Below are 21,093 nucleotides of genomic sequence, written 5' to 3'. Positions count from 1 at the left end.
GCAGCGTCAATCAACGCTTGCCAAGTAGGCGGCCAGCGTCAATTATCTCCTGACTCGGCCGCCTCGTCTCATCTTGATTGACGCGCCGCTCTCATCCTGATTGTCGCGCTATACGCCAGCTCCCCCGCCCAAATCCCGGCACGAGGATGGCGCGTCTACGGCAACATCGGTGAGCACCGCATTCTCGCGCTCGCGGCCGGCATGACCTACTACAGCCTGCTCGCGATCTTTCCCGCGATTGCCGCCCTCGTCGCCATCTACGGCCTGTTTGCCGATCCCGCCAGCATCGCCAAGCACCTCGACGAAGTCGCCGGTAGGATTCACAGTCGGAGGGATTGCCTTCGTCCTTGCGGCGCTCGGCGGGGTCGTCGTGATCCCGGTGGTGTTGCAGTAGTAGGTCTGTCGAATTCGAACACCGCCCGACCTTCTGATCCGGATTGGTCGCTGGCCGGCTCTCTTCGTGGGCGCTGGCACTCGCCCTCGCCTGCATCTGCCGCTTCGGCCCAAGTCGGCAGGCGCCACGCTGGTCCTGGATCACCTGGGGCAGCGCCGCAGCCGCCGTCCTGTGGCTTGTTGCCTCAGTCCTCTTCTCCTTCTACGCCGCCAATTTCGGAACCTTCAACGCCACCTACGGCTCCTTGGGAGCGGTCATCGGCTTCATGACTTGGCTCTGGATTTCGGCGATCACGATATTGCTTGGCGCAGAGCTCAACGCCGAGATGGAGCATCAGACTGTTCGCGACAGCACGCCCGGAAGGCCCAAGCCACTCGGCGTCAGAGGTGCCAAGATGGCAGACACCGTGGGGCCAGATCGGTCCTAAAAATTCCCGCGAAAGCTTCGGGGCTTGCCGTCGTCCCGCCACGAACGCGGTCGATAGCCGGTGCGATTCTTCGCTGCCACCACGGCGCCGCTGCCTCGGCCATCCCTCGCTGGAACCAAGCTCCTACCGCTCCGTTGAAACCGGCTTTGAGGACGCATCCATGTCAAAGGGTGATGAACTCCGCTACGGCGCGCCCGGAAACGCGGTTCATATCTGCGTAGACATGCAAAGGATGTTCGCGATAGGCACGGATTGGACGATGCCCTGGCTGTCTCGTGTCTTGCCCAATGTCGTTGCGATTACGTCGGCCCATCCGGAGCGGACTATTTTCACCCGCTTCATTCCGGCGCAAAGCCCTGGTCAGGGCGTCGGGATGTGGCGGCGTTACTACGAGCGCTGGGACTCGATGACCATCGATCGGCTTGGTCCCGAGATGATCGGACTCGTCCCGGATCTCGCGCGGTTCGTCCCGCCTGCTCGCACCCTCGACAAGCACGTGTATTCGCCATGGACAGGCAGCGATTTTCAAGTGCAACTGCGGGATGCTGATGTCGACACCATCGTCGTCACCGGGGGCGAGACCGAGGTTTGCGTCCTCGCCACCGTACTGGGCGCGGTCGACTGGGGGTTCCGCGTCATTCTCATAACCGATGCGCTTTGCAGCTCGGCAGACGAAACACACGATTCCATGATGAACATCTACATGAACCGGTTCGGCCAGCAGGTGGAATGCGTCACGACTGAAACCCTTCTCGCGAGTTGGCCCGGCGACGACGCGAGATTTGTGTCATGAACCACTTTTACCTCGTGCAGATTCTCGTACCGAAGGAACGGAAAGGGTGAGGTGGTTTCCAAGGAATGGTTCGATGAATTCCTGAAGGAACTGACCCAGAAACTCGGCGGGGCGACGAGCTTAGTCCGCGCCCCTGGAGAGGGCCTTTGGCGCAATTGCGGGATGACGGAACGCGACAATGTCGCAGTCACCGAGGTCATGGCCGCGAAGCTCGCACCCGAATTCTGGCGTTCCTTACGCCAGCGGCTCGAAACAGAACTGTCGCAGGAGCAAATCGTCATCCGCGCCCAGGAAGTCATTCCCCTCTGATTTTTCTTCCGCGCGCTGCAGAGAAGAGCCTCTTCCAATCGTCAGCGAGACGGCGCGTCAAATTCGAACATGCCTTGGCTGACCGACCGCAAACGTGCAGCGTCCCTTAGTCGTACGGGGCCGGATCAGCCGGGAATTAAGGTCGGCTCGACGGGGGCTTCGACGGATCTTCTGATCGTTGCTGCTCGGGCTTTCTCTCATTCCTGACGGCGTCTAGATGCTGTAACGTTTAACTTTTCTCGCGAGATTTCGCCCGTCGCCGCTTCTTCTCCAGGATTTTTGACTTTCGCCATTGCTCGTTCCACAGGTTCGATGATTTCTGCCCGATCGTAGAGCATTGATTTTTTCTGATGGCGGGCGCTAGCCGAACAGCCCAGCAAACCCAGGCTATGACCACCAGAATCGGCACGACCGCCTCGCGAGCATCAGGCGCCCGTCGCTGGTGTATTTGTAACCAGGGCCCGTCAGGTCGGACTGCAGGCTGTCACTGTCGGGCAACGAGAAGTGAGAGCCTTCCAGCACGGTCCACAGATCTGACCACATTCGGCGGAGCGCGATCGCCGAGTGCGCTGCGCCGGGGACCGATAGTCGATGGGCGTCGTCATGATCTTCATGTTGATCGGAGGCCTAGCACTAGGGATCGTGCTTGCGGCCGTCGGCATCGTGATCGGATGGTTTTCGCAACCGGCCGCTGCCCAATACGCCAAAGTCATCAATGCGATCGGGCGCGGGTTCTTTCAGGTGGTAATCGTGGCTGCGGCGATGGCGCATTTAGCCTCGTCTGGGCCGTGGTTCGCGGCATCGCCTCGCTGGAATAGGAACGGACCGACATTTTTTTTCGTTGTTGTGCGATGCGGACCTTCCCGATTGTTTATTTCAATCGCAGGACCACCCACTTTTTCCGTGCGGAACGCGCACGTTTCAATCCAAAGGAAGGTAGACATGCGAGCGCCTCCAATCTTACTGAGCTTTGCATTAGCGTTTGGTTGCGGCATCACCCTACAAAGCACCGCGTTTTCGCAAGAGTATAGGGGAACGTGGGAACAACAAAGGGCCTGCACGCCCGACGTCTGGCGGCTATGCGGCGCGCAGGTCCCCGATGCGGGCAGGATAGTGGCTTGCTTACGGCGAAATGCTTCACAACTCAGCGATGGGTGTCGCGCGGTATTTGCACAAGGCGACAATGTGCCCAGACGTGGTGAGGATCGAGACTACGGGCAAAGGCGTTACGATCGAGATCGTCCGAGACGTTACGACGAATATGGGCCAAGGCGTTACGACTATGACGACGAATGATAGGAGGGACGCCCTTGCGTTTGGTTGAGCTCGGGTTGAGGGGCAGTGTGAAATGAGGTTTCTCCGGTGGATTCGGGATGCGTTGGCACCTTCCGGGACACCGGTCTTGTTGGCGGCAATAATTGCGTTTCTGTTGTCGGTGCTAGCTTCGATCTACCTCCGATCGTTGCTGCGATGAAGCACCGGCGGTGGAGATTGGGCTGAGGCGAATGGGAAGTGAACGCGCGTTCGACAGCAGAGGGGGAAGGAATTATGAAGCCGCTAATCGGAGTTGTCGCGCTGCTCTTTGCAGCTAGCGCCTTTGCTCAAGCTGCTCCACCGAAGGCGGCAAAAAGGCCGCCCGTTCATGTCAGGCCGCAAGCGCCAATGGGTTGCAAGCTGGTCGGCACGGTCAGAGGGACCAAGATCTGGGCGGGTGACTGCATCGGTGCACCTGCTACGGCGGAAACTCCGCCGCCGTCATCCCCAGCTGCACCACCCCCAAGCGACGTCGGCGCCCCCGCAGAAAAGCAGTAATCCGCTTGTTTTCGGGCGACTGGTCGAGATCGGGCTGAAAGTAAAGAAATGGCGGTGACCGACCTTCGGAAGTTAGAAGATGGCGGTGAAGCTAGAAGCCACCGCTCGCAAGCTTCCTCAGGGGCGGCTCGGTCGCGGCGATCTACTTCGAGATCTAGCGAATTTTCGTGCACAGTTAATCGCCCCGGCTACCAAGCGAAGGGCTCAAGGTGAAACGTCCGCGATAGGTTGGTTGGGGGTACCGCACTGGCTTATGCTCGCAGGCGCCGTGCTGGTAGTGGTCGGCCTGATCGGCCTTGTGATCAGCCGCCGGCGTCGGGCCGATGTCCAAGGCGAACCGGGCACCGAGCCAAGGAGCCGAGTGCCCGGTTGCCACCTCTGCCGGATCTTTGACTCACGGCCATGAAAGCGTCGCTCCGATCCCGACAAAGATCCATGTAAAAGGCTATCGAATAGCAACAGGAACATGGACGCTGTCTCTGGCGTTTCCCTCCAAGCGATTAAGCGAGGGTGGGAAATCCATGGGACGAGGAGTTTTGCTTTGGCTTTTGGGCGTGCCAATTCCTGTGATCATCCTACTGTGGTTGTTCTTCGGGCATTGATTGCGGCGTGAGAGCCTTGGCGACGATATTGCCGGACCACACCATCAAGCCTCACACCACACGTCCTGCCTACCCTCCCTCTGTTGTGGCGCCCGCCTGGCGCCAGATCAAACGGCGGATGCGGCCGAGCCAGCCCGATCGTACCTGGGGGCGTCTCGTTGCTGGCTACGCGAGCGCGATCACAAATATCAGAGCAGTTCGGCGATTGGCGACTGCAATGCACTCCAACGCAAACCGATTCAACGCCATCAAGCGTAGGCCTTACTGCAATTTCTTTTCGATCTCGAAGGTAAACTTGAGCTGCATCACAGGGCCCTTGTCGTCTCGGACCTCTATCGCCATGCGGTGGTTGTGTACGCGCTGAGACTGATACACGACGTCCCGGACCATATCTGCCACCGACTTAGCAGCCTCCATTTGCGCCGCCTGCATGCTGTTGAGTTCCAGGCCCTCCTCATCGGGGGCCAACTCCTCACCGTCGCGCAGATCAAAATAATAGCGCGTCATGGTTCGCCTCACTGCGTTACTTGTCAAAGCAGGCAGGCAGAACAGGTTCCTGACGCGGGGCTTAATGCCTTTTGGGGGCTGGAACCGTCTCTATCGCTATCCTGTCAGCATCCCGAAGTGTCACGCGCCGCCCGGTTGCAGCGGCGATTTTTCGAGCCACGATTCTCGCGGTTTCATCGTCGGCAAGGTCGACGGCGAACACTCCCCGGGGCTTAATGTCGGGACTTGCAACGTCTACGATGATGGGACGCCGCTGGTTCGTCCGCTTCACTTCGGACTCTGCGAGCCGGCGGAGGAAAGCCATTCGTCTACATGTGAGGCGGTTTCCATCTGCCGGGCCTTTTCGAGCGCCGCCTCCTTGGCCGCGCCAACGGGCAGTTCGGTGGCCATCGCCCGCAGGCGCTGTCCTTCCTCACACAGACGTTCTTGAAGGGGTTGGTGTTGTTTGAAACGCCGCCGCTTGATGACCATGGGGCGCTCCTTTCCTGTTCGAGGAAGGCGGGAGCGCTAACCGGGCGGTCTCATCACCGATAAAAGCCACTGATCCGGGCGGTGATAAAGGCTAACGTACGCCCCTTGGCGGCAGTTCCAAAGGAACTTCGTTACGGCTACGTCTCCGCGGTTCGCGAGTTGGATGAGATCGATCTTCGGACGTTCGGGATGGCTACTCATCTGTGGTGATTGCTGACACGTCGCACCGTTCGCAGAACAGATCGATGCTAGCGAAATTGCTAGGCTGATTCACGACTTTAAAGCCTCGTGGAAGCTGCTCCACCATGGTTGTCTGGCTCGGCTCATCAAGTTCGGCCAAGCTGGCGACGCCGGTAAGCCCACAACGCGGGCACTTCAAATAAGCCTTGAAATGGTCCCTCGCGGTCATCCGCCGAATATGCGGTTCGAGGCATAGGTTTTCCAGCCCCGGAACCCGCCATCGCCTCACGCCGCGATTGCTAGCGACTCCCATTAACCGGTGCCATCCTCGGGGCGCATCAGCCGAACGAATGATCGAGCCTCGCTTGCCACAAGCTGTGCAGGTGAACCGCGGCTCGAGATCGGACAGACGCATCTCCGCTGAGCATCATGGCAAGGGCGACCACGCCAAGGGCCGGGAGCACGCCAATCAGCACTCGCAGGCCGCGAACCAGCATAGCGACCACGACCGAGCTGATCAACTAATTCACGGTGCAGTGCATGCGCGGCAGTGCCGTAACGGCTCAATGCTGGTCTGCGACCACATCATTCCACATCGAGGTGATGAATGTCTGTTCTGGGACGAGGGCAAGCGCGATCTGAAGCCAGATCAGACCGCCGATTCCCGAAAGACAAATTCAATCCGCGGACCCACGGCGGCGGGATGGCATCGCCAACGGCCTCGATCCCACGCTGAAGGTGGCGCTGGGCGCCGGTCAGCAGTTCTGTGATCAGGCGAAACGATTGGACTTTCACATGATAACCGAAGCTGGGCCGACGGCGATCCCCGTTGCGGTGCGGTATCATCGATCGATGCCCATGCACATATGAGCACGATCTGCTCACTCATTACGAAACGCTGCCGGTGACACGACGGTTCCAAGTGTCCTTGAAGGCAGCTGCGGCAGCGTAGGAACTTGCGTGCTCCTAGAACGTGGCTCCGTTGCTCGCTGGCGAAGCCCCAAAATCATCTCCTCGCCGGCAAGAAAACCTTGCCCCAAGGTTGGGCGCCCCGGCTTCGGATGGTCGGGCCATTTTCTGGATGCAGCATCCTGACAACCGCGGAAGCGACCGTTGGATTGAGACGCAGCCAGGCCTGGCAAATCCAACGGAGCGTGATGCCTTGAAGTTTTTCCTTGAATTGCGATCTGCACATTCCATCGTGCTCGACTTTCGATCCAGCGATGACAAATGGCCGGTCGTTCGCGGCTGGCTCCTTAATACCGCCGTCTAACAGATTGAGGCGTCCCCGATAGGAACGTCTGATGATCACGATGATTGGCTTCCAAAGTTATTTAAGGGAGGACCACCATGGCGTTGGACAGCAAAGAGACCGGCAATCTGATTGGAAGCGACAAGGTCGAAGGCACCGCCGTCTACGGAGTCGACCGCACCAAGATCGGCAGCATCGAGCGGCTGATGATCGACAAGACGAGTGGCAAGGTATCATACGCGGTGCTCAGCTTTGGTGGTTTTCTTGGCATCGGTGATGACCACTACCCGTTGCCCTGGCCCTCGCTAAAGTACGATACCAATCTCGAAGGCTATGTTACCGGCATAACCGAGAGCCAGCTTCAAGGCGCGCCGAAGTATCGTGACGAGGCCGGCTGGAATTGGAATGATCCAACGGTCGGCCGATCGGTAAATGACTACTACGGCGTCCCCTTCTGATTGCTTTCAACTCATCGGCGCGCTCGTTTTTCGAGCGCGCCTCGGCGCACTTGCACATGCCCGGTCAGCGCGAACTCTACCATAGCTCTAACGGCGATCGCTGGCCGCTTTGCAGCGAGGATGACGGTCGCGTTTTTGTATTGCATGAAGCCAACTTTGCTTCGGGCAGCGCTTTGAGTGGATTGTCGCACAAAATCGTACAAATGGCGGAGAGAGTGTCCGTCGCAGATTCGTTCAGCGACGTTCGTCAACAACCGTGACTGTCGTGAAAGCGCGCGAATTGCGCTAACCATATTGCTGCAGATATTTGCTATCGTCCATTCAAGTTCGCTGCAAACCGCACCACATTTGGGGACGGATATGGGGACCAACTGAGACGCGATGGCTGGACATCTCACCGCACGTAAGATCGAGACCGCCAAGCCGGGCAAGTACAGCGACGGCCGCAACCTCTACCTGGTCGTGTCGCCCATCGGCGCGCGCAAATGGGTCTTGCGTTTCACCTGGCGCGGCCGGGCAAATGAGATGGGTCTCGGCAGCGCGATAAACGTGCCTTTGGCCGACGCGCGTGAGCAGGCCGCTATGGCGATGCGGAAGGTCGTGCAGGGATTGAACCCTATCGACGAGCGCAAGCGCGACAATGGTATCCCCACCTTCGGTGAAATGGCTGACAGCGTCCGAGAGGCGTTGTCCGCCGGCTTCAGAAACGAGAAGCACAAGGCTCAGTGGAAGAGCACCTTGGAAACCTACGCTGCACCATTACGGAGCAAGCCGGTCGACACTATCGGCACTGACGATGTGCTCGCGGTGCTGAAGCCGATCTGGACTATCAAGACCGAAACAGCATCGAGGCTTCGTGGTCGGATTGAGAAGGTCCTTGATGCAGCCAAGGCGAAGAGCTTCCGACATGGCGAGAACCCGGCTCGCTGGCGCGGTCACCTTGACCACCTACTACCACGCCCCTCAAAGCTAAGCCGTGGACACCACGCCGCTATGCCATACGAGGAAGTAGCTACCTTCCTCAGAAGGCTCCAGGAAGGCGAATCTCTCGGCGCCCTGGCACTTGAGCTCTGCATTCTTACAGTAGCGCGATCCGGTGAGATCCTTGGGATGCGGTGGCCCGAAGTAGACCTTGACAAGAAGACCTGGACCGTGCCTGCGCATAGAATGAAGGCGGGACGAGAGCATCGTGTGCCGCTCGCCACCCGCGCAGTCATAATCCTGCGTCAGCTTGAAGAAACCAAGGCGGGCGAGTTCGTTTTCCCAAGGCAGGCGCGTGACAAGCCACTCTCCAACATGGCGATGGAAATGGTGCTTCGCAGGATGAAAATCCAAAGTGCCACCGTGCACGGCTTCCGCTCCAGTTTTCGAGACCGGGCCGGGAACGAATCCAATTTCCCGCGAGAACTTGTCGAGACCGCTCTTGCCCACGTCATCGGCGACAAGGCCGAGCAGGCGTATAGGCGAAGCGACGCTCTGGAGAAGCGCCGCAAACTGATGGAGGCCTGGGCCGCGTACTGCGCGGCCCAGAAGTCCGGAAAAGTGGTTTCCTTTCAGCGCGCGTGACTGCACGCGCTCACAAAGGCGTGACGTTCATCCCTCAAGGGCAGGCGCGTGACAAGCCACTCTCCAACATGGCGATGGAAATGGTGCTTCGCAGGATGAAAATCCAAAGTGCCACCGTGCACGGCTTCCGCTCCAGTTTTCGAGACTGGGCCGGGAACGAATCCAATTTCCCGCGAGAACTTGTCGAGACCGCTCTTGCCACGTCATCGGCGACAAGGCCGAGCAGGCGTATCCCCGTGTTGTGCTCGACGTCGATACCGTGAACACGCTTTCTTTTCCCAGAAACTCAGGGATCGGAATCTTGACATCGTGCTCGCCCGCGGCGGTTGGCCGTTCGGGGAAGAAGAGATCGTCACCGATTTCAACGTTGAAGCGGACGTTACGGCGTGTTCCGACTTCCGAGTTAGACCCTGAGCGGACATAAAGTCGCGCCACCGCGCCCCAGAGACCAATATCTCTCACATTGGAACTCGACTATTCTTCGGCACCCGTAATACGTGTCGGAGGCGAATCATGCAACACTTACTAAGTACGTTCTCCATGCAGGCGCTTATCCTCGCCGCAATGGTTTTCAACGGAAATGAAGCCGCGGCCCAGACGAGCGCTCCGATTTCTCCGGCGATCAGCACGCCGGACAAAGTCGAGACGCGCATTGGCTCGCTCGACTTCAAGGACGGCATGCCGAGCAAAGAAACCATCGCCAAGGTCTATGACAATCTAGATTTCACGCATGCGTTCGAAGCGTTCGTGAACACCTTTCAAGGGGTCAGTATACGTGCCCTCCACAAGGGCCTTCTGAGCGCCGGGGTCAAAGATAACGAAGTCCTTGTCTTCTCCGAACTGATGGATGCCAAGTCGCTGTACCTGACCGCCAATGCGGACACCGTATACTCCATGGGCATGCTCGACCTGACCAAGGGTCCCATGGTGCTAGAGGTGCCACCCAAGGCGCTTGGCGCGATCGATGACTACTGGTTCCGCTGGGTCGTCGATATCGGTCTGCCGGGGTCCGATCGCGGCGAGGGCGGGAAATACCTCATTCTACCGCCCGGCTACGATGGTCCGCTGCCTAGCGGGTTCAATATCGCCCGCGCCCGCACCAGCCTTGTCATATGGTTTGCTCGCGCGTTCTTAGAGAACAACGATCCGAAGCCAGTTGCCGAAGCGATCCGGAAGTTCACCAAGGTCTATCCGTACGAGGCCGGTGGCGTCGGGACCCCCATCGCGGACTTCCTGAGCGGCAAAGCTAAACTTGGAAAAGTGACGCCCCCGCCTCCGACCGTCTTCCATGAAGGTACCGGCAAGGTGATGAACACCATCCCGCCGAACGACTTCAGCTTTTACGAGATGCTCAATGAGGTCGTGCAGCAGGAGCCTGCAGGATCCCTCGACCCCGAGTTGATGGGCCCCATCGCCGCCATCGGCGTCATCAAGGGCAAACCGTTCGCGCCGGATGCGAGGATGAAGAAGATACTCACCGAAGCGCTTGCGCTCGCCAATGCCACCTCGCGGACGGTGTTTATGGCTCCTCGCGATCCGACTTTGTACTACTACCCCGGCTCGGGTTGGCAGAACATGCTGTTTGAAGTCGGCTATGAGTTCGAGACGCCGATCCCGCTGATTACACCCGAAGGCGTCAAGCCCTTCCCGTCCACCGGTTATCGCACGCTCGACGCGCGGACGGACTTCTTCTACGGCGTCACCGGGATCACGCCCGCGATGGCCATGCGGCTGCCCGGCATCGGCTCGACCTACCTGTGGACGATGGTCGATGCAAACAAGGAGCCCTTCGATGGAGCCAAGACGTACAAGGTGACGTTGCCGAAGGACATCCCGCAGGCAAACTTCTGGTCCTTTACACTTTACGACAACATGTCGCGCTCGATGCTCGATACGCCCCAGCGCTACCCGCGCGCGGGTAGCCAGAGCTTCCCATCACCCGCCGCTGAACCGAACGCCGACGGCACGACAACGGTCTACTTCGGCCCGACGCAACCAGCGAATGTCAAACGGGGCAACTGGATACAGACCATGCCGGGCAAGGGCTTTATCCCCTGCCTGCGGCTTTACAGTCCACTTGAGCCGTTCTTCGCGAAAACTTGGCGGCCGAGCGAGGTCGAACTCGTTCTGTGAAACCAAACCCATGGAGCGATCAAGGGGCCGCGCGGGCTCCTTGACCGCTTCTGGGCCAACAGCCGACGGTCTCTTTGACCATCGTAACGTCAGCTCGTCGTCCAGTTGGCCGCGCTGGGCGGCTTTTGACCCAACGGATTGCGCCTAACCATTCGCGTTAATTTACGCGGCCCGTTCCTTGTCCGACCGTTCCTCGACAGTGGTCGCGGTTTCTTCAAACCCCTTCTCGTAATTGCCCGCGAACCTCTCGATACTGTCGGCCCACATCCTCAGCATTGAGACCTGAAAGTGCATTATTGGCTTCAAGGCATTCATGCCGATTGCTGTCGCTTCGGTGATGCGCCTTTGTGGGTCGCGCGCGAAACGGTCTACGCTAGATGTCTTGTCTGCCATGCAGTCCACTCCTTCTGCTCTGGTTGTGGCCCAAAGCTAAGTGTCGGGTTGTGCACTGCGTTATTCTAAACACTCGGCCAAAACTCGATCTGCCGCGAGTCTCGCACCTCGGTCGTCATACAATTCGTCCAGTTTTTTCAAGTAAGCGACTGCCGCTATTTGCAAGAGATCGAAATCATATTCGCCGGTATCACGAAGATTGGTGACGTAGCGATAAAGGGCGGAACGCCTGCTATCGTTCTCGCTGATACCGGCGTGGAGCAGCAAGTAGTTCCGCCAAGCGAACGCACACGCGCCTTCTATGGCTTGAGAAGTCGTCATGGGCACCTCCCTAAAACCAGAAAAGACTGACGAGCCGGTTCGTTCCGCGAATTTCTCACATGTGATGCTGTTCCGTCGGTGCGCCGCAAGGTGTTTGCGCGCGGGCGATGTCGGTGCTGCGGTCGGCGACGTCCCATGATGTAATCGGTCACGCGGTTGGCCGTTCCTAGGGACAGCGCTGGGCCGCGAACTGAGGCTTAGTCGCCTTTCGAGAGGGCTGATTTGCCAGAATGACCGTGCGTGGCTCCCTGGAAAATTGAGACTGCAGAACGTGCGCGACGGTTCTGGCCCGCCAATTCCGTGTCTGCCCCTCCGAAAAAGGGGTAAAGTGCCTCAGGGTCACATCCGAGGAGCAACACATGACCCTACAAATCCCCGAGGTAGTTCCCACCAGGATCGACCGGCGTGTCTTCGCGATCATGGGCAACACGATGCCACCCCGAGATCCCGATGACGACGAAGAGGACGAAGAGCAAGACGACGAAGAGGACCGAACCGACGAACCGCCGGTCGTGCGCGAGCCGGACGAAGACTGAGCAGGATCGGAGAGCGTGATCCCCAGCCTACGTGCGGCGCGCTGGCGCGTCCGGCGGCTCTCAAGGTCGTTCTAATTCCGAGAGAGCCGGCAGACGTTGAACGAACCACGGTTCCCGGCGGAGCAACCTGTTGGCTTTCACTGGTGCGGGAGGAGAGCATGACCCTCATATGGCTTGGTGTGCTCCTGGTTTTCGGCGGCGTGCTCCAGATGGCGTATCGGCCAATCTGGCAAGGCCGATTGAGCGGTGGAAGGTGGCTTCGCTCCGGGCGGGACACGCCGGAACCTGAAAGACCGGGTAGTGGCTTCGGCATCAAATCGAGTTGGCCTGGACTTGTGATGGTCGCGCTTGGCGGCGCTTTCTTGCTGGCCGGAGCTGCCGTCTGAGCTGGACGAATGTCTCAGGCGATGCCCGTTATCATGTACTAAAGCCATGTCTCTTCTTGGCCCTTTTCGGAAAGGCCGCGCTGGCTATCGAAAGTCTGGTGACGGGGTTTAAGCGGACGTCACGGTTGCGTCATCCGACTTGTTTGACCCAAAAACCGTCATTGGAAACGTGCGCGAGCAGGAGCCGATGCGATCCAAAGGTTCCAACTAACCTGTAAAACTACCTGTGATCTGAGCAACTACTCAGCAGGTTGACATTGCTATCCATGGTCGGTTTGTATTTTCGCTCGGGGAAAGCGATCTCCCCGCGAGGCGACATGCCCAAGCATCGCGTCCTGTTCACCAAGGGCGCACCATGTCGTCATACCCATCGGTCTCACCGGACAGATTGTCCCGTCTCATCGGCACCGCCAAGGAGCCGGCGCTTGTCGACGTTCGCCTCGATGAACATTTTGCCTCTGATCCACGCTTAATCCCGGGCGCTATCAGCCACTCCCATCTCGACGTCAAGGACTCGGCTTTCCGCCTCAATGCACCAGCGCGAAGATCACCAGCAACGCGATGGTGATGATCTGTTCACCACCGATGGGTATCGGTCGTTTGTCCATGACCCACGCTGAATCGAAACGGCTCCGGCTTTGCGCCGCATCGAATTTGAAAGCAGCCGCCTAATCCAGGCACAGATCTATCGGGATTGGGCGCCGCAAAGACGACGAATGACGCCCTGACTTTGACCCAGATCAACGTTGCCATCACGCCAAACGACAGTGTTCGCTGAACCATGCTACCTCGGACCGATTGCGGGAGCTTGAACATGAAGGCCGTATCCGCCGAAGAAGCTGTTGCGATGATCCCGAACAACGCGCGCGTCATGGTCGGCGGCTTCATGGGCGTGGGCACGCCGGAGCGCCTGCTTGACGAACTGGTCCGACAGAACAAATCGGGCTTGGTGCTAATCAGTAACGATGCGGCAACGCCCGGCAAGGGTGTCGGCAAACTGTTCGAGGGCTCGCAGGTGTCGAGCATGATCGGCACCCATATCGGGCTGAATCCGAAGGCGCAGCAGCAGATGCTGGGCAAACAGATCACGGTCGACCTGATTCCGCAGGGCACTTTCGTTGAACGCATCCGCGCGGGCGGCTGCGGTCTTGGCGGCGTGCTGACGCCTACCGGCGTCGGCACGCTGGTCGAGGAAGGCAAACAGAAGATCGAAGTCAACGGCAAGCCATATCTGCTGGAGACCGCGCTGCGCGCCGATTTCGCGCTCGTACACGCCTTCCTGGCCGACTATGCCGGCAACCTGTCCTATGCTCTCACTGCACGAAACTTCAATCCAGTCATGGCGATGGCGGCCGACACCGTGATCGTGACCGCCGAACATATCGTTCCGGTCGGCGTCATTGCTCCCGATCACGTCATCACGCCGGGACCATTGGTCGATTATCTCGTCGCGAACGGGTGACCCATGGATGCACAAACCATCATCGCGCGTCGTGTAGCGAGGGAACTACGGCCCGGCAACCTCGTCAATCTCGGCATCGGGATTCCGACCCTGGTTGCAAACTACGTTCCCGCCGAGCTCAAGGTATTCTTCCAGTCCGAGAACGGCTTGATCGGCACTGGTCCAATTCCCGAACAGGGCATGACCCATCCGCTGCTGACCGATGCCGGCGGCAAGCCGATCAGCGCATTGCCGGGAGCGGCCATTTTCGACAGTGCGATGTCGTTCGGCCTGATCCGCGGCGGTCACGTCGACATCACGGTGCTGGGCGGCCTGCAGGTCGACGCCGCCGGCCACCTCGCCAACTGGATGATCCCGGGTAAAATGGTGCCAGGCATGGGCGGCGCCATGGACCTCGTCAGCGGCGCCAAGCGCGTCATCGTCGCCATGCAACATGCGGCAAAGGGAAAGTCGAAGATCGTCGCCAGGTGCAACTTGCCTCTGACATCCGCGCGCGCCGTGGATCTCGTGGTGACCGATCTTGCGGTGATCGCCTTCCCGGGTGGCAAGGCGACCCTTCTGGAAACGGCGCCGGGTCTGACGGTCGCCGAGGTCCTGGCGGTGACGGACGCCGAGCTCACAATTCCCGATGCAGTTCCGGAAATGATCCTCTGAACAGAGCGAGCCGACGCCATGCGGGTATTTAACGGGTTTGACGAACTCAAGGCAGCGGTAGGCACCGAAATCGGCGTCAGTGACTGGCTCGAGATAACGCAGGAGCGCATTAACAAATTCGCGGATGCCACCTGCGACGAGCAATGGATCCATGTCGACCAGGAGCGCGCGAAGGCCGAAATGCCTGGAGGCATGACCATCGCGCATGGCCTTCTGTCGCTCAGCCTGACACCGATGTTCATCCGCTCGGTGATTGGCCTGAAAGGCCTGAAAAACACAATCAATTATGGAGCGGACCGGATCCGGTATCTGGCGCCAGTCCCTGCTGGATCAAAGCTGCGCGGTCGCGTCAGCATCGTCGAAGCGGTCGACGTGCCGCCGAACGGGCTGAGGGTCCACTACCGCGTGGCGATCGAGATGGAGGGCGGCACGCGCCCCGCTTGCGTCGCCGACGTCATCGGCCTGCATTACAGCTAGCCGGACCTTCCGCGCTCTAATCGATAATGTGGTAACCGCCGTCGACGTACAGCACGCTTCCCGTGATCAGCTTGGCGCCGTCGAGCGCAAGAAACGCCGTGGCCTTGCCAACGTCATCGATGCTGACGAGACTGCGCGTCGGCGCCTGCGACTGTGCCTTGTCCATCAATTCATCGAATTCAGGAATCCCGGATGCCGCGCGCGTGGCGAGTGGCCCCGGCGAAATGGCATGGACCCGAATGCCTTTCGGGCCGAGCTCGGCCGCAATGTAGCGCACCGCCGCCTCAAGCGCCGCCTTCGCGACGCCCATGACATTGTAGTTCTTCACCACCATTTGGCTGCCGTAGTAGGTCATGGTGAATAACGTGCCGCCGTTCTTCATCAGCGGTTCGGCGAGATGGGCCATGCGCATGAACGACCAGCAGGACACGTCCATGGTCTTCTGGAAGCCCGCCCGATCGACGTCGACCACACGGCCGTGCAACGCTTCCTTCGGTGAGAACGCGATCGAGTGAAGCAGGAAGTCGAGCTGCCCCCACTCCTTCTCGATCCGCTCGAATACCTTCTCGGTCTCGCCCTCGACCATCACGTCAAGCGGCATGAAGATCGGCGATTCCAGCGCTTTGGCCAGCGGCTCGACGTGCTTTTTGGCCTTCTCGTTCAGATAAGTGACAGCGAGGTCGGCACCGAGCGCGCGAAATGCCTTGGCACAGCCCCAGGCGATCGATTGGTCGTTGGCTATACCAACGATCAAGCCCTTTTTGCCCTTCAGCGCGATCTTGGTCTCAGGATAAACCGGGATACTCATGACACTCGCTCGCTTTTTGAATTTGGCAATGGCTGGCTCATGAGCAGCGTCAACGTATGCTGCGCGATCATCAGTTCCTCATCGGTCGGCACGACGTAGACGGGAACTCGGCTGTCTGATCGAGATATTTTGGTCGCGTGCCGTGCGTTCTCGACGGGATCGAGTTCGATCCCGAGCCATGCCAGCCTTTCCGAGATGCGGGCACGGATCGAAACCGAGTTTTCGCCGATCCCCGCGGTGAAGACAAAGCCGTCGAGCCCTTCCAGCGCGGCTGCCAGCATGCCGGCGTTGAGGCCGACGCGATAGACGAAATAGTCGATCGCAAATACAGCCCGCGGGTCGGCGCTATTCTCGAGCTCGCGCATATCGTTGCTGACGCCGGACAGACCTTTCAAGCCGCAATCGCGGTACAGGAAGTCTTGTACCTTGGGCGCGGACATTCCCTTCTCGGTGAGCAGGTACAGGACGACACCGGGATCGATCTGGCCGGGCCGCGTTCCCATCGCAAGACCATCGAGAGCCGTGAATCCCATCGTGCTCTCGACGCTCCGGCCTGCCCGCATCGCGCACATCGAGGCGCCGCTGCCGAGATGGGCCACGATCACACGTCCGACCGCGACCTCCGGCGCCATCTGCGGCAGCCGCTTGGCCACATATTCGTAGGACAAGCCATGGAAGCCGTAGCGCCTGATGCCTTCGGCGTACAGTTGGTGCGGAATGGCATAATGGTCCGCCAGCGGGTCATGATCGCGGTGGAACGCCGTATCGAAGCAGGCCACCTGCGGCAAGGCCGGAAAATTCGTCATCAGAGATTTAATGGGCGCCAGATTGTGCGGCTGGTGCAGCGGCGCCAGCGGCGCATAGCGTTCCAGCCGCGACACGACCACGGGATCGATCAGCACCGGACGCGCGTAGTCCGGACCGCCGTGAACAACCCGATGGCCGACGGCGACGGGGTTGATTCTGAACTCATCTCTCAACCAGGAGCCCGCGACGGACATGGCGGCAGGAACATCGGCTATCGCCTCGATCGGATAAGCGCGGTCGACCAGCGGCTCGCCGCTGGAGCCGCTGGCACGCATCCGCGGCCGGCTGCCGATGCCATCGATCTGGCCCTTCAGTTGCCGCCACAGGCGACCCTCGCCTTCCACCTCGAAGACCTGAAATTTCACGCTGGAGGAGCCGGCATTGACGACAAGGATCGTATCCATGGCGGTCACGCTGCTGCGATGGGAGCACTGCGACGCCGGGCAGCCGCGTAGAGGCAGGCCACGGCAGCGGATGCCATCCTTGACCTCGCAGAGTCGGCGCGCGATGTGAGCACGATCGGAACGCGCGCGCCGAGCACGATGCCGGCGCCATCCGCCTTGGCGAAATAAGCCAGATTCTTCGCCAGCATGTTGCCGGACTCGAGGTCGGGCACGACCAAAATCTGGGCCCGGCCAGCGACTTCAGACCTGATGCCCTTGATCCGCGCCGCCTCCATGTCGATCGCATTGTCGAAAGCGAGTGGACCATCGAGCAGCGCGCCGGTAATCTGCCTGCGGTCTGCCATCTTGCAGAGGGCAGCCGCCTCGATGGTCGACGGGATCTTCGACGTCACCGTCTCGACCGCCGACAGGATTGCCACCCGCGGTGTCGTGCCGAAGCCGGCCTGATTATAGAGATCGACGGCGTTCTGGATGATATCGCGCTTGTCGTCGAGGTCGGGGAATATGTTGATGGCGGCATCGGTGACGAACACCGTTTCGGTATAGGCAGGCACATCCATGACGAACACATGGCTGATGCGCCGGTCGGTGCGCAGCCCACCGACCTTTGCTGTCACGCTGCGCATCAGCTCATCGGTGTGGAGGCTGCCCTTCATCAGGATTTCGCCTCTGCCTTCATGAATCAGCTCGACAGCCTTGGCCGCGGCAGCGGCCTCTGTTGGCGGCGTATCGACGATCTCATAGCCCGCGATGTCGAGATTGTGCTGCGCTGCGGCATCCCGGATCCGCGCGGCCGGACCGACAAGAATCGCCTTGATGATCCCGGCTTCAGCGGACTCGATCGCCCCTCGTAGTGAGCTCTCGTCACAGGGATGCGCGACGATCGTGGAGACCGACGGGACGCCCTTCGCGGCGACTATGAGGCGATCGTATTTCGATCCCGGCTGGGTCTCGTTCGCTCCGGTAGCCATGACTCCCCTCGTTCCGCTCTGAGTTGTTATGATGCGCGGGCTTTTGGATCGAAAGGGACCGTATTGTCTCGACCGTCGAGCCCGAACAGCCCGGCGACTTGCTTGAAGCGCTTGGCCACTTCGCCTGATATCTCCGCGCTTGCCGACAACACGTCCTGAATGGCGGCAAAGGCCCTGCGACGCTCGTCGATACTGTCCGGCAGCAGTTTCGGAATGGCCGCGAGGGCGCCCTCCCGCTCGAGCAGCAACATGAAGAACTGCTCACGGACCAGCATCTTGAACTCCGCGAGGGTCATGCGCGCGGCCTCATCGGCCTGGCGAAGCCGCCGCAGCGCTTCAAGGCTGCGCTCGTCGACCATGCCCCGGGCCGACCCGACATAAAGCAAGGCCCGAATGCCTGCCTCTCGCATACCACCGGAGCCGATCCTGGATGTCAGCTCCGCAGTGCGGGCTTGCAAGAGCTCACGGTGTTTTGGATCCATGTCGCGGCGTCGGGAGGGTGCCGACTGCGGATCAACGCCGACGGCGGCTTGCAGCGCCGGCGAGCCATAAATGGCAAGGAACATCGCCTCGCTCAGCGCCTCCTGCGAGTCGCGCCACTGATCGAGCGAACTGACGATCTGCTTGGATAGCCGTTCCTGGAACGCCAGGAAGGGATTGTCCTTGGCGACCGGCTTGCGCTCGTCGCGCGCCTTCTCCGCAGCGTTCTCCACCATTTTCATCCACGGGTTCTCGCTGCTGAACGCCTCGTATTGCAGGCGGAGCGGATGCCATTTGCGCATCATCTCCGCCATCTGTGGCGTCACCATCGATTTGACCCATGGCTGCACGAATTTCTGATAAGCGGCGAGATTCATTTCCGAGACACGCTTGGCAGTCTCGAACCGCCGCTCATCTTCAGGCGAATTTCCGCCCATCGCGCGAATGTCGTCGAGCGTGCGGGCCTCGCAGCGCATCACCCACTGGCCAACCGCTAGCTCATCATTGAGCGTGTCGGATCCCCTCGCCTCGAACGTCGCCTCGTAAAGGCCGGGCGGCAGCACGTCGATCAAATCGATGTTGCTTGAGAATTCCGCATGCTCTTTCTTGGCGACGCCGCCGGAAACGAAAATGCCGAGATGACCGACCGTCTCATGCACGGTGTAGACGATGGTCTGCCCGTGCGCCCTGATCTCGTCGACGTCCGCGTAAAGGTCCAGAATCCAATGCAACGCCTGTTGCGGAGGCGTAACGTTGTCCCCTTTTGAGCAGAACACCACGATCGGCGAACGAATATTGCGCAGATCGACCGCAACTCCGTCGGACATTTTGACACGGCCGCCAGCTAGATTGTTGCCGATGAAGAGCTCGTCGACGATGAACTGGATCTCCTCGGCATTGAGGTTGACGTGCCCGCCCCACCAGCGCTCGAATTCAAGATAGCGATCGGCCTCGGTGTCGACTTTGGAGAAGACGTTGTACTGCTTGGACCACAACGTGTTCGAGGGATTCTGGTTCTCGAAGTTCTGCACCAGCCAGGCACCGTCGAACTTGCCTGCGCCGAGGTCACTGGAAAGTGCGGTTAACCAGCTTCCGCCGAGCAGTCCGCCGGAATAGCGCATCGGATATTTGCCATGGACGCCAGCCCAATAAGCGAGCGGCGCTCCCGCCACGATCACCGGACCGAACAGTTCCGGCCGTAGCGAGGCAAGGATCATGATTGCCCAGCCGGCCTGGCAGTTGCCGATCACGCACGGCTTACCATCAGCTTCGGGATGCCGCTCGATGACCTTTTCGATGAAGATGGCTTCAGCGCGCGCAATGCGCTCGATGGTCTGTCCCGGCATTGGCTCGGGCAGGAAGCCGATGAAATAGCAGGGATGCCCTGCCTTCATGGCGACGCCAATCTCACTGTCGGCCTTGAAGCCGCCGATCCCCGGTCCATGACCCGCGCGCGGGTCGACGATAACGAACGGCCGGCGCTTGAGATCGATTTCCACGCCCTTGGGTGGGACAATGCGCACCAGCGCATAGTTGACAGGCTGGTCCAGCTTGCGGCCGTCCAGGATCAGCTCGGCGGCATAGCTCAAGACGTGCGGTGCCGTCTGGGCAACGTGCTCACGATACTGGTCACCGCGCTGGCGCAGGATGTCCAGAAGCAGCACGCTGCGCTGTCCGGCATCCACCATATATTCCACGGCCTTGGCGATGACCCCCGACATGGGCCCGCCCGGGAGTTGCAGATTGTCCAGCGACATCATTTCAGTCCTTCCGCTAGCAATCCAATTGAAAGCGTTTTGCGCGCCCGGAATGTTGATTTAGGTCAAGCCACGAGCACGGCCCTGCGCCCTTTTTGGCACGGGAGGACGGATCCATGCCGGTGCCTGAGAATTACGCAGTGAGCGAATGTCTGCGCGATGGCCGAAGGGTCAAAATCCGCTCGTTACGGCCTGACGACGAAGACGACATGCTGGCTGCAATCAGCCGCACCGGCAGCCAATCACTTCAACGCCGCTTCTTCGTTTCCAAGCGCAGCTTTTCGGAGAAGGAAGTTGCTTTCTTCATGAACATCGATTTTGCCAAACACGTCGCCTTGGTTGCGCTTGCCGACGAGGACGGACGCGAGGTGATCATCGGCGGTGGTCGCTATGTCGTCGCGGCGTCGGGAGTAGCCGAGATCGCCTTCGTGGTGATCGACGACTACCAGGGACAGGGCGTCGCCACCTTGCTCATGCACCACCTCATCATTCTGGCGCGCACGACCGGGCTCAAGCAAATCGTCGCCGAAGTCCTGCCGGAGAACGCGGCGATGCGAAAGATTTTCAGCAAATTCGGCTTTCACAAGCGGGGTGGAGGAGATCCGCAGATCATTTGCCTGGTACTGCCCCTCTAGGGCCGAGGCTCCCCCGCCCAGGCTCATGCACGCCGCCGATTACCGGTCGCACCCCTGCCTAGTTACCCCGCGACGTATTGCCATGCCTTCGGGCAAGG

20 protein-coding genes and 1 pseudogene are annotated in these 21,093 nt (G+C 59.9%); 11 read left to right on the top strand and 10 right to left on the bottom strand.

What is annotated here, in order from left to right:
• Window positions 1-114: 114 nt before the first annotated feature.
• The 3 genes and pseudogenes from V5279_RS05600 to V5279_RS05590 form a co-directional block, all read left to right on the top strand.
• Window positions 115-821, top strand: a pseudogene (locus tag V5279_RS05600) (YihY/virulence factor BrkB family protein); the annotation flags it as partial.
• A 160-nt stretch (window positions 822-981) separates the two neighbouring features.
• Window positions 982-1,614 (top strand): isochorismatase family cysteine hydrolase, encoded by a 633-nt coding sequence (locus V5279_RS05595; protein ID WP_338695720.1) that lies wholly within the window; start codon window positions 982-984, stop codon window positions 1,612-1,614.
• A 51-nt stretch (window positions 1,615-1,665) separates the two neighbouring features.
• The gene (locus V5279_RS05590) at window positions 1,666-1,923 is read left to right on the top strand and encodes a hypothetical protein (RefSeq protein WP_338695718.1); all 258 of its coding nucleotides are present in this window, start codon (window positions 1,666-1,668) and stop codon (window positions 1,921-1,923) included.
• A gap of 197 nt (window positions 1,924-2,120) precedes the next feature.
• Here V5279_RS05590 and V5279_RS05585 read toward each other — a convergent pair whose 3' ends face one another.
• The 4 genes from V5279_RS05585 to V5279_RS05565 form a co-directional block, all read right to left on the bottom strand.
• Window positions 2,121-2,261 (bottom strand): hypothetical protein, encoded by a 141-nt coding sequence (locus tag V5279_RS05585; protein ID WP_338695716.1) that lies wholly within the window; start codon window positions 2,259-2,261, stop codon window positions 2,121-2,123.
• 295 nt (window positions 2,262-2,556) lie between these two features.
• Window positions 2,557-2,694, bottom strand: coding sequence for a hypothetical protein (locus V5279_RS05580; protein WP_338701905.1), 138 nt, complete (start codon window positions 2,692-2,694; stop codon window positions 2,557-2,559).
• A 1,904-nt stretch (window positions 2,695-4,598) separates the two neighbouring features.
• Window positions 4,599-4,844: a DUF6894 family protein gene (locus V5279_RS05570; RefSeq protein WP_165124165.1), complete on the bottom strand. Its 246-nt coding sequence runs from the start codon at window positions 4,842-4,844 to the stop codon at window positions 4,599-4,601.
• A gap of 267 nt (window positions 4,845-5,111) precedes the next feature.
• Window positions 5,112-5,315: a hypothetical protein gene (locus V5279_RS05565; RefSeq protein WP_338695714.1), complete on the bottom strand. Its 204-nt coding sequence runs from the start codon at window positions 5,313-5,315 to the stop codon at window positions 5,112-5,114.
• A gap of 1,530 nt (window positions 5,316-6,845) precedes the next feature.
• Between V5279_RS05565 and V5279_RS05560 the strand changes: the two genes are divergently transcribed.
• The 3 genes from V5279_RS05560 to V5279_RS05550 all read left to right on the top strand — a co-directional run bounded on the left by V5279_RS05560 (window position 6,846) and on the right by V5279_RS05550 (window position 10,904).
• Window positions 6,846-7,205, top strand: a complete 360-nt coding sequence (locus V5279_RS05560; RefSeq protein ID WP_338695712.1) for a PRC-barrel domain-containing protein — start codon at window positions 6,846-6,848, stop codon at window positions 7,203-7,205.
• A gap of 381 nt (window positions 7,206-7,586) precedes the next feature.
• Entirely contained in the window at window positions 7,587-8,771 is a 1,185-nt protein-coding gene (locus V5279_RS05555; protein ID WP_338695710.1) for a tyrosine-type recombinase/integrase, read from the top strand.
• Window positions 8,772-9,284: 513 nt separating this feature from the next.
• Window positions 9,285-10,904, top strand: a complete 1,620-nt coding sequence (locus tag V5279_RS05550) for a DUF1254 domain-containing protein (protein WP_414645903.1) — start codon at window positions 9,285-9,287, stop codon at window positions 10,902-10,904.
• 162 nt (window positions 10,905-11,066) lie between these two features.
• Here the strand turns inward: V5279_RS05550 and V5279_RS05545 are convergent, their stop codons facing one another.
• On the bottom strand, window positions 11,067-11,297 hold the full coding sequence (locus tag V5279_RS05545; RefSeq protein WP_338695708.1) for a hypothetical protein: 231 nt from the start codon (window positions 11,295-11,297) through the stop codon (window positions 11,067-11,069).
• Between the two features lie 60 nt (window positions 11,298-11,357).
• Window positions 11,358-11,618, bottom strand: a complete 261-nt coding sequence (locus V5279_RS05540) for a hypothetical protein (RefSeq protein ID WP_166302439.1) — start codon at window positions 11,616-11,618, stop codon at window positions 11,358-11,360.
• A 359-nt stretch (window positions 11,619-11,977) separates the two neighbouring features.
• Between V5279_RS05540 and V5279_RS05535 the strand changes: the two genes are divergently transcribed.
• From V5279_RS05535 to V5279_RS05515, 4 genes are all read left to right on the top strand, one after another.
• Window positions 11,978-12,154: a hypothetical protein gene (locus V5279_RS05535; protein ID WP_165127410.1), complete on the top strand. Its 177-nt coding sequence runs from the start codon at window positions 11,978-11,980 to the stop codon at window positions 12,152-12,154.
• A gap of 1,200 nt (window positions 12,155-13,354) precedes the next feature.
• Window positions 13,355-14,002, top strand: a complete 648-nt coding sequence (locus V5279_RS05525; RefSeq protein WP_166302437.1) for a CoA transferase subunit A — start codon at window positions 13,355-13,357, stop codon at window positions 14,000-14,002.
• A gap of 3 nt (window positions 14,003-14,005) precedes the next feature.
• The gene (locus V5279_RS05520; RefSeq protein WP_338695704.1) at window positions 14,006-14,656 is read left to right on the top strand and encodes a 3-oxoacid CoA-transferase subunit B; all 651 of its coding nucleotides are present in this window, start codon (window positions 14,006-14,008) and stop codon (window positions 14,654-14,656) included.
• Between the two features lie 18 nt (window positions 14,657-14,674).
• Complete coding sequence (locus V5279_RS05515) at window positions 14,675-15,133, top strand: MaoC family dehydratase (protein WP_338695702.1); 459 nt, start codon at window positions 14,675-14,677, stop codon at window positions 15,131-15,133.
• 16 nt (window positions 15,134-15,149) lie between these two features.
• Here V5279_RS05515 and fabI read toward each other — a convergent pair whose 3' ends face one another.
• Genes fabI through V5279_RS05495 form a run of 4 tightly spaced genes read right to left on the bottom strand, consistent with a single transcriptional unit; the run spans window position 15,150 to window position 20,360 of the window.
• Window positions 15,150-15,941 (bottom strand): enoyl-ACP reductase FabI, encoded by a 792-nt coding sequence (fabI, locus tag V5279_RS05510; RefSeq protein ID WP_029084594.1) that lies wholly within the window; start codon window positions 15,939-15,941, stop codon window positions 15,150-15,152.
• The gene (locus V5279_RS05505) at window positions 15,938-17,152 is read right to left on the bottom strand and encodes an acetate kinase (RefSeq protein ID WP_338695698.1); all 1,215 of its coding nucleotides are present in this window, start codon (window positions 17,150-17,152) and stop codon (window positions 15,938-15,940) included. Before V5279_RS05505 ends, fabI begins: the two co-directional genes overlap by 4 nt.
• Before the next feature lie 5 nt (window positions 17,153-17,157).
• Entirely contained in the window at window positions 17,158-18,123 is a 966-nt protein-coding gene (locus V5279_RS05500; RefSeq protein ID WP_338695696.1) for a phosphate acetyltransferase, read from the bottom strand.
• Window positions 18,124-18,149: 26 nt separating this feature from the next.
• On the bottom strand, window positions 18,150-20,360 hold the full coding sequence (locus tag V5279_RS05495) for a DUF3141 domain-containing protein (protein WP_338701875.1): 2,211 nt from the start codon (window positions 20,358-20,360) through the stop codon (window positions 18,150-18,152).
• A gap of 116 nt (window positions 20,361-20,476) precedes the next feature.
• Here V5279_RS05495 and V5279_RS05490 point away from each other — a divergent pair, with 116 nt between their 5' ends.
• Window positions 20,477-20,995, top strand: coding sequence for a GNAT family N-acetyltransferase (locus V5279_RS05490; protein ID WP_338695694.1), 519 nt, complete (start codon window positions 20,477-20,479; stop codon window positions 20,993-20,995).
• Window positions 20,996-21,093: the final 98 nt, after the last annotated feature.

Origin of the sequence: Bradyrhizobium sp. 26S5, from assembly GCF_036923295.1 — a bacterium.
Lineage (GTDB): Bacteria > Pseudomonadota > Alphaproteobacteria > Rhizobiales > Xanthobacteraceae > Bradyrhizobium > Bradyrhizobium septentrionale.
This window is presented reverse-complemented; position numbering and strand designations above follow the sequence as displayed.

Excerpts from the sequence above, each read along its gene's own strand:
- V5279_RS05545 (WP_338695708.1), bottom strand. The coding sequence starts at position 11,297 with ATGGCAGACAAGACATCTAGCGTAGACCGTTTCGCGCGCGACCCACAA.
- V5279_RS05580 (WP_338701905.1), bottom strand. The coding sequence starts at position 2,694 with ATGCGCCATCGCCGCAGCCACGATTACCACCTGAAAGAACCCGCGCCC.
- V5279_RS05555 (WP_338695710.1), top strand. The coding sequence starts at position 7,587 with ATGGCTGGACATCTCACCGCACGTAAGATCGAGACCGCCAAGCCGGGC.
- V5279_RS05550 (WP_414645903.1), top strand. The coding sequence starts at position 9,285 with ATGCAACACTTACTAAGTACGTTCTCCATGCAGGCGCTTATCCTCGCC.
- V5279_RS05570 (WP_165124165.1), bottom strand. The coding sequence starts at position 4,844 with ATGACGCGCTATTATTTTGATCTGCGCGACGGTGAGGAGTTGGCCCCC.
- V5279_RS05595 (WP_338695720.1), top strand. The coding sequence starts at position 982 with ATGTCAAAGGGTGATGAACTCCGCTACGGCGCGCCCGGAAACGCGGTT.
- V5279_RS05495 (WP_338701875.1), bottom strand. The coding sequence starts at position 20,360 with ATGTCGCTGGACAATCTGCAACTCCCGGGCGGGCCCATGTCGGGGGTC.
- V5279_RS05525 (WP_166302437.1), top strand. The coding sequence starts at position 13,355 with ATGAAGGCCGTATCCGCCGAAGAAGCTGTTGCGATGATCCCGAACAAC.
- V5279_RS05520 (WP_338695704.1), top strand. The coding sequence starts at position 14,006 with ATGGATGCACAAACCATCATCGCGCGTCGTGTAGCGAGGGAACTACGG.
- V5279_RS05565 (WP_338695714.1), bottom strand. The coding sequence starts at position 5,315 with ATGGTCATCAAGCGGCGGCGTTTCAAACAACACCAACCCCTTCAAGAA.
- fabI (WP_029084594.1), bottom strand. The coding sequence starts at position 15,941 with ATGAGTATCCCGGTTTATCCTGAGACCAAGATCGCGCTGAAGGGCAAA.
- V5279_RS05535 (WP_165127410.1), top strand. The coding sequence starts at position 11,978 with ATGACCCTACAAATCCCCGAGGTAGTTCCCACCAGGATCGACCGGCGT.
- V5279_RS05540 (WP_166302439.1), bottom strand. The coding sequence starts at position 11,618 with ATGACGACTTCTCAAGCCATAGAAGGCGCGTGTGCGTTCGCTTGGCGG.
- V5279_RS05500 (WP_338695696.1), bottom strand. The coding sequence starts at position 18,123 with ATGGCTACCGGAGCGAACGAGACCCAGCCGGGATCGAAATACGATCGC.
- V5279_RS05585 (WP_338695716.1), bottom strand. The coding sequence starts at position 2,261 with ATGCTCTACGATCGGGCAGAAATCATCGAACCTGTGGAACGAGCAATG.
- V5279_RS05515 (WP_338695702.1), top strand. The coding sequence starts at position 14,675 with ATGCGGGTATTTAACGGGTTTGACGAACTCAAGGCAGCGGTAGGCACC.
- V5279_RS05560 (WP_338695712.1), top strand. The coding sequence starts at position 6,846 with ATGGCGTTGGACAGCAAAGAGACCGGCAATCTGATTGGAAGCGACAAG.
- V5279_RS05505 (WP_338695698.1), bottom strand. The coding sequence starts at position 17,152 with ATGGATACGATCCTTGTCGTCAATGCCGGCTCCTCCAGCGTGAAATTT.
- V5279_RS05490 (WP_338695694.1), top strand. The coding sequence starts at position 20,477 with ATGCCGGTGCCTGAGAATTACGCAGTGAGCGAATGTCTGCGCGATGGC.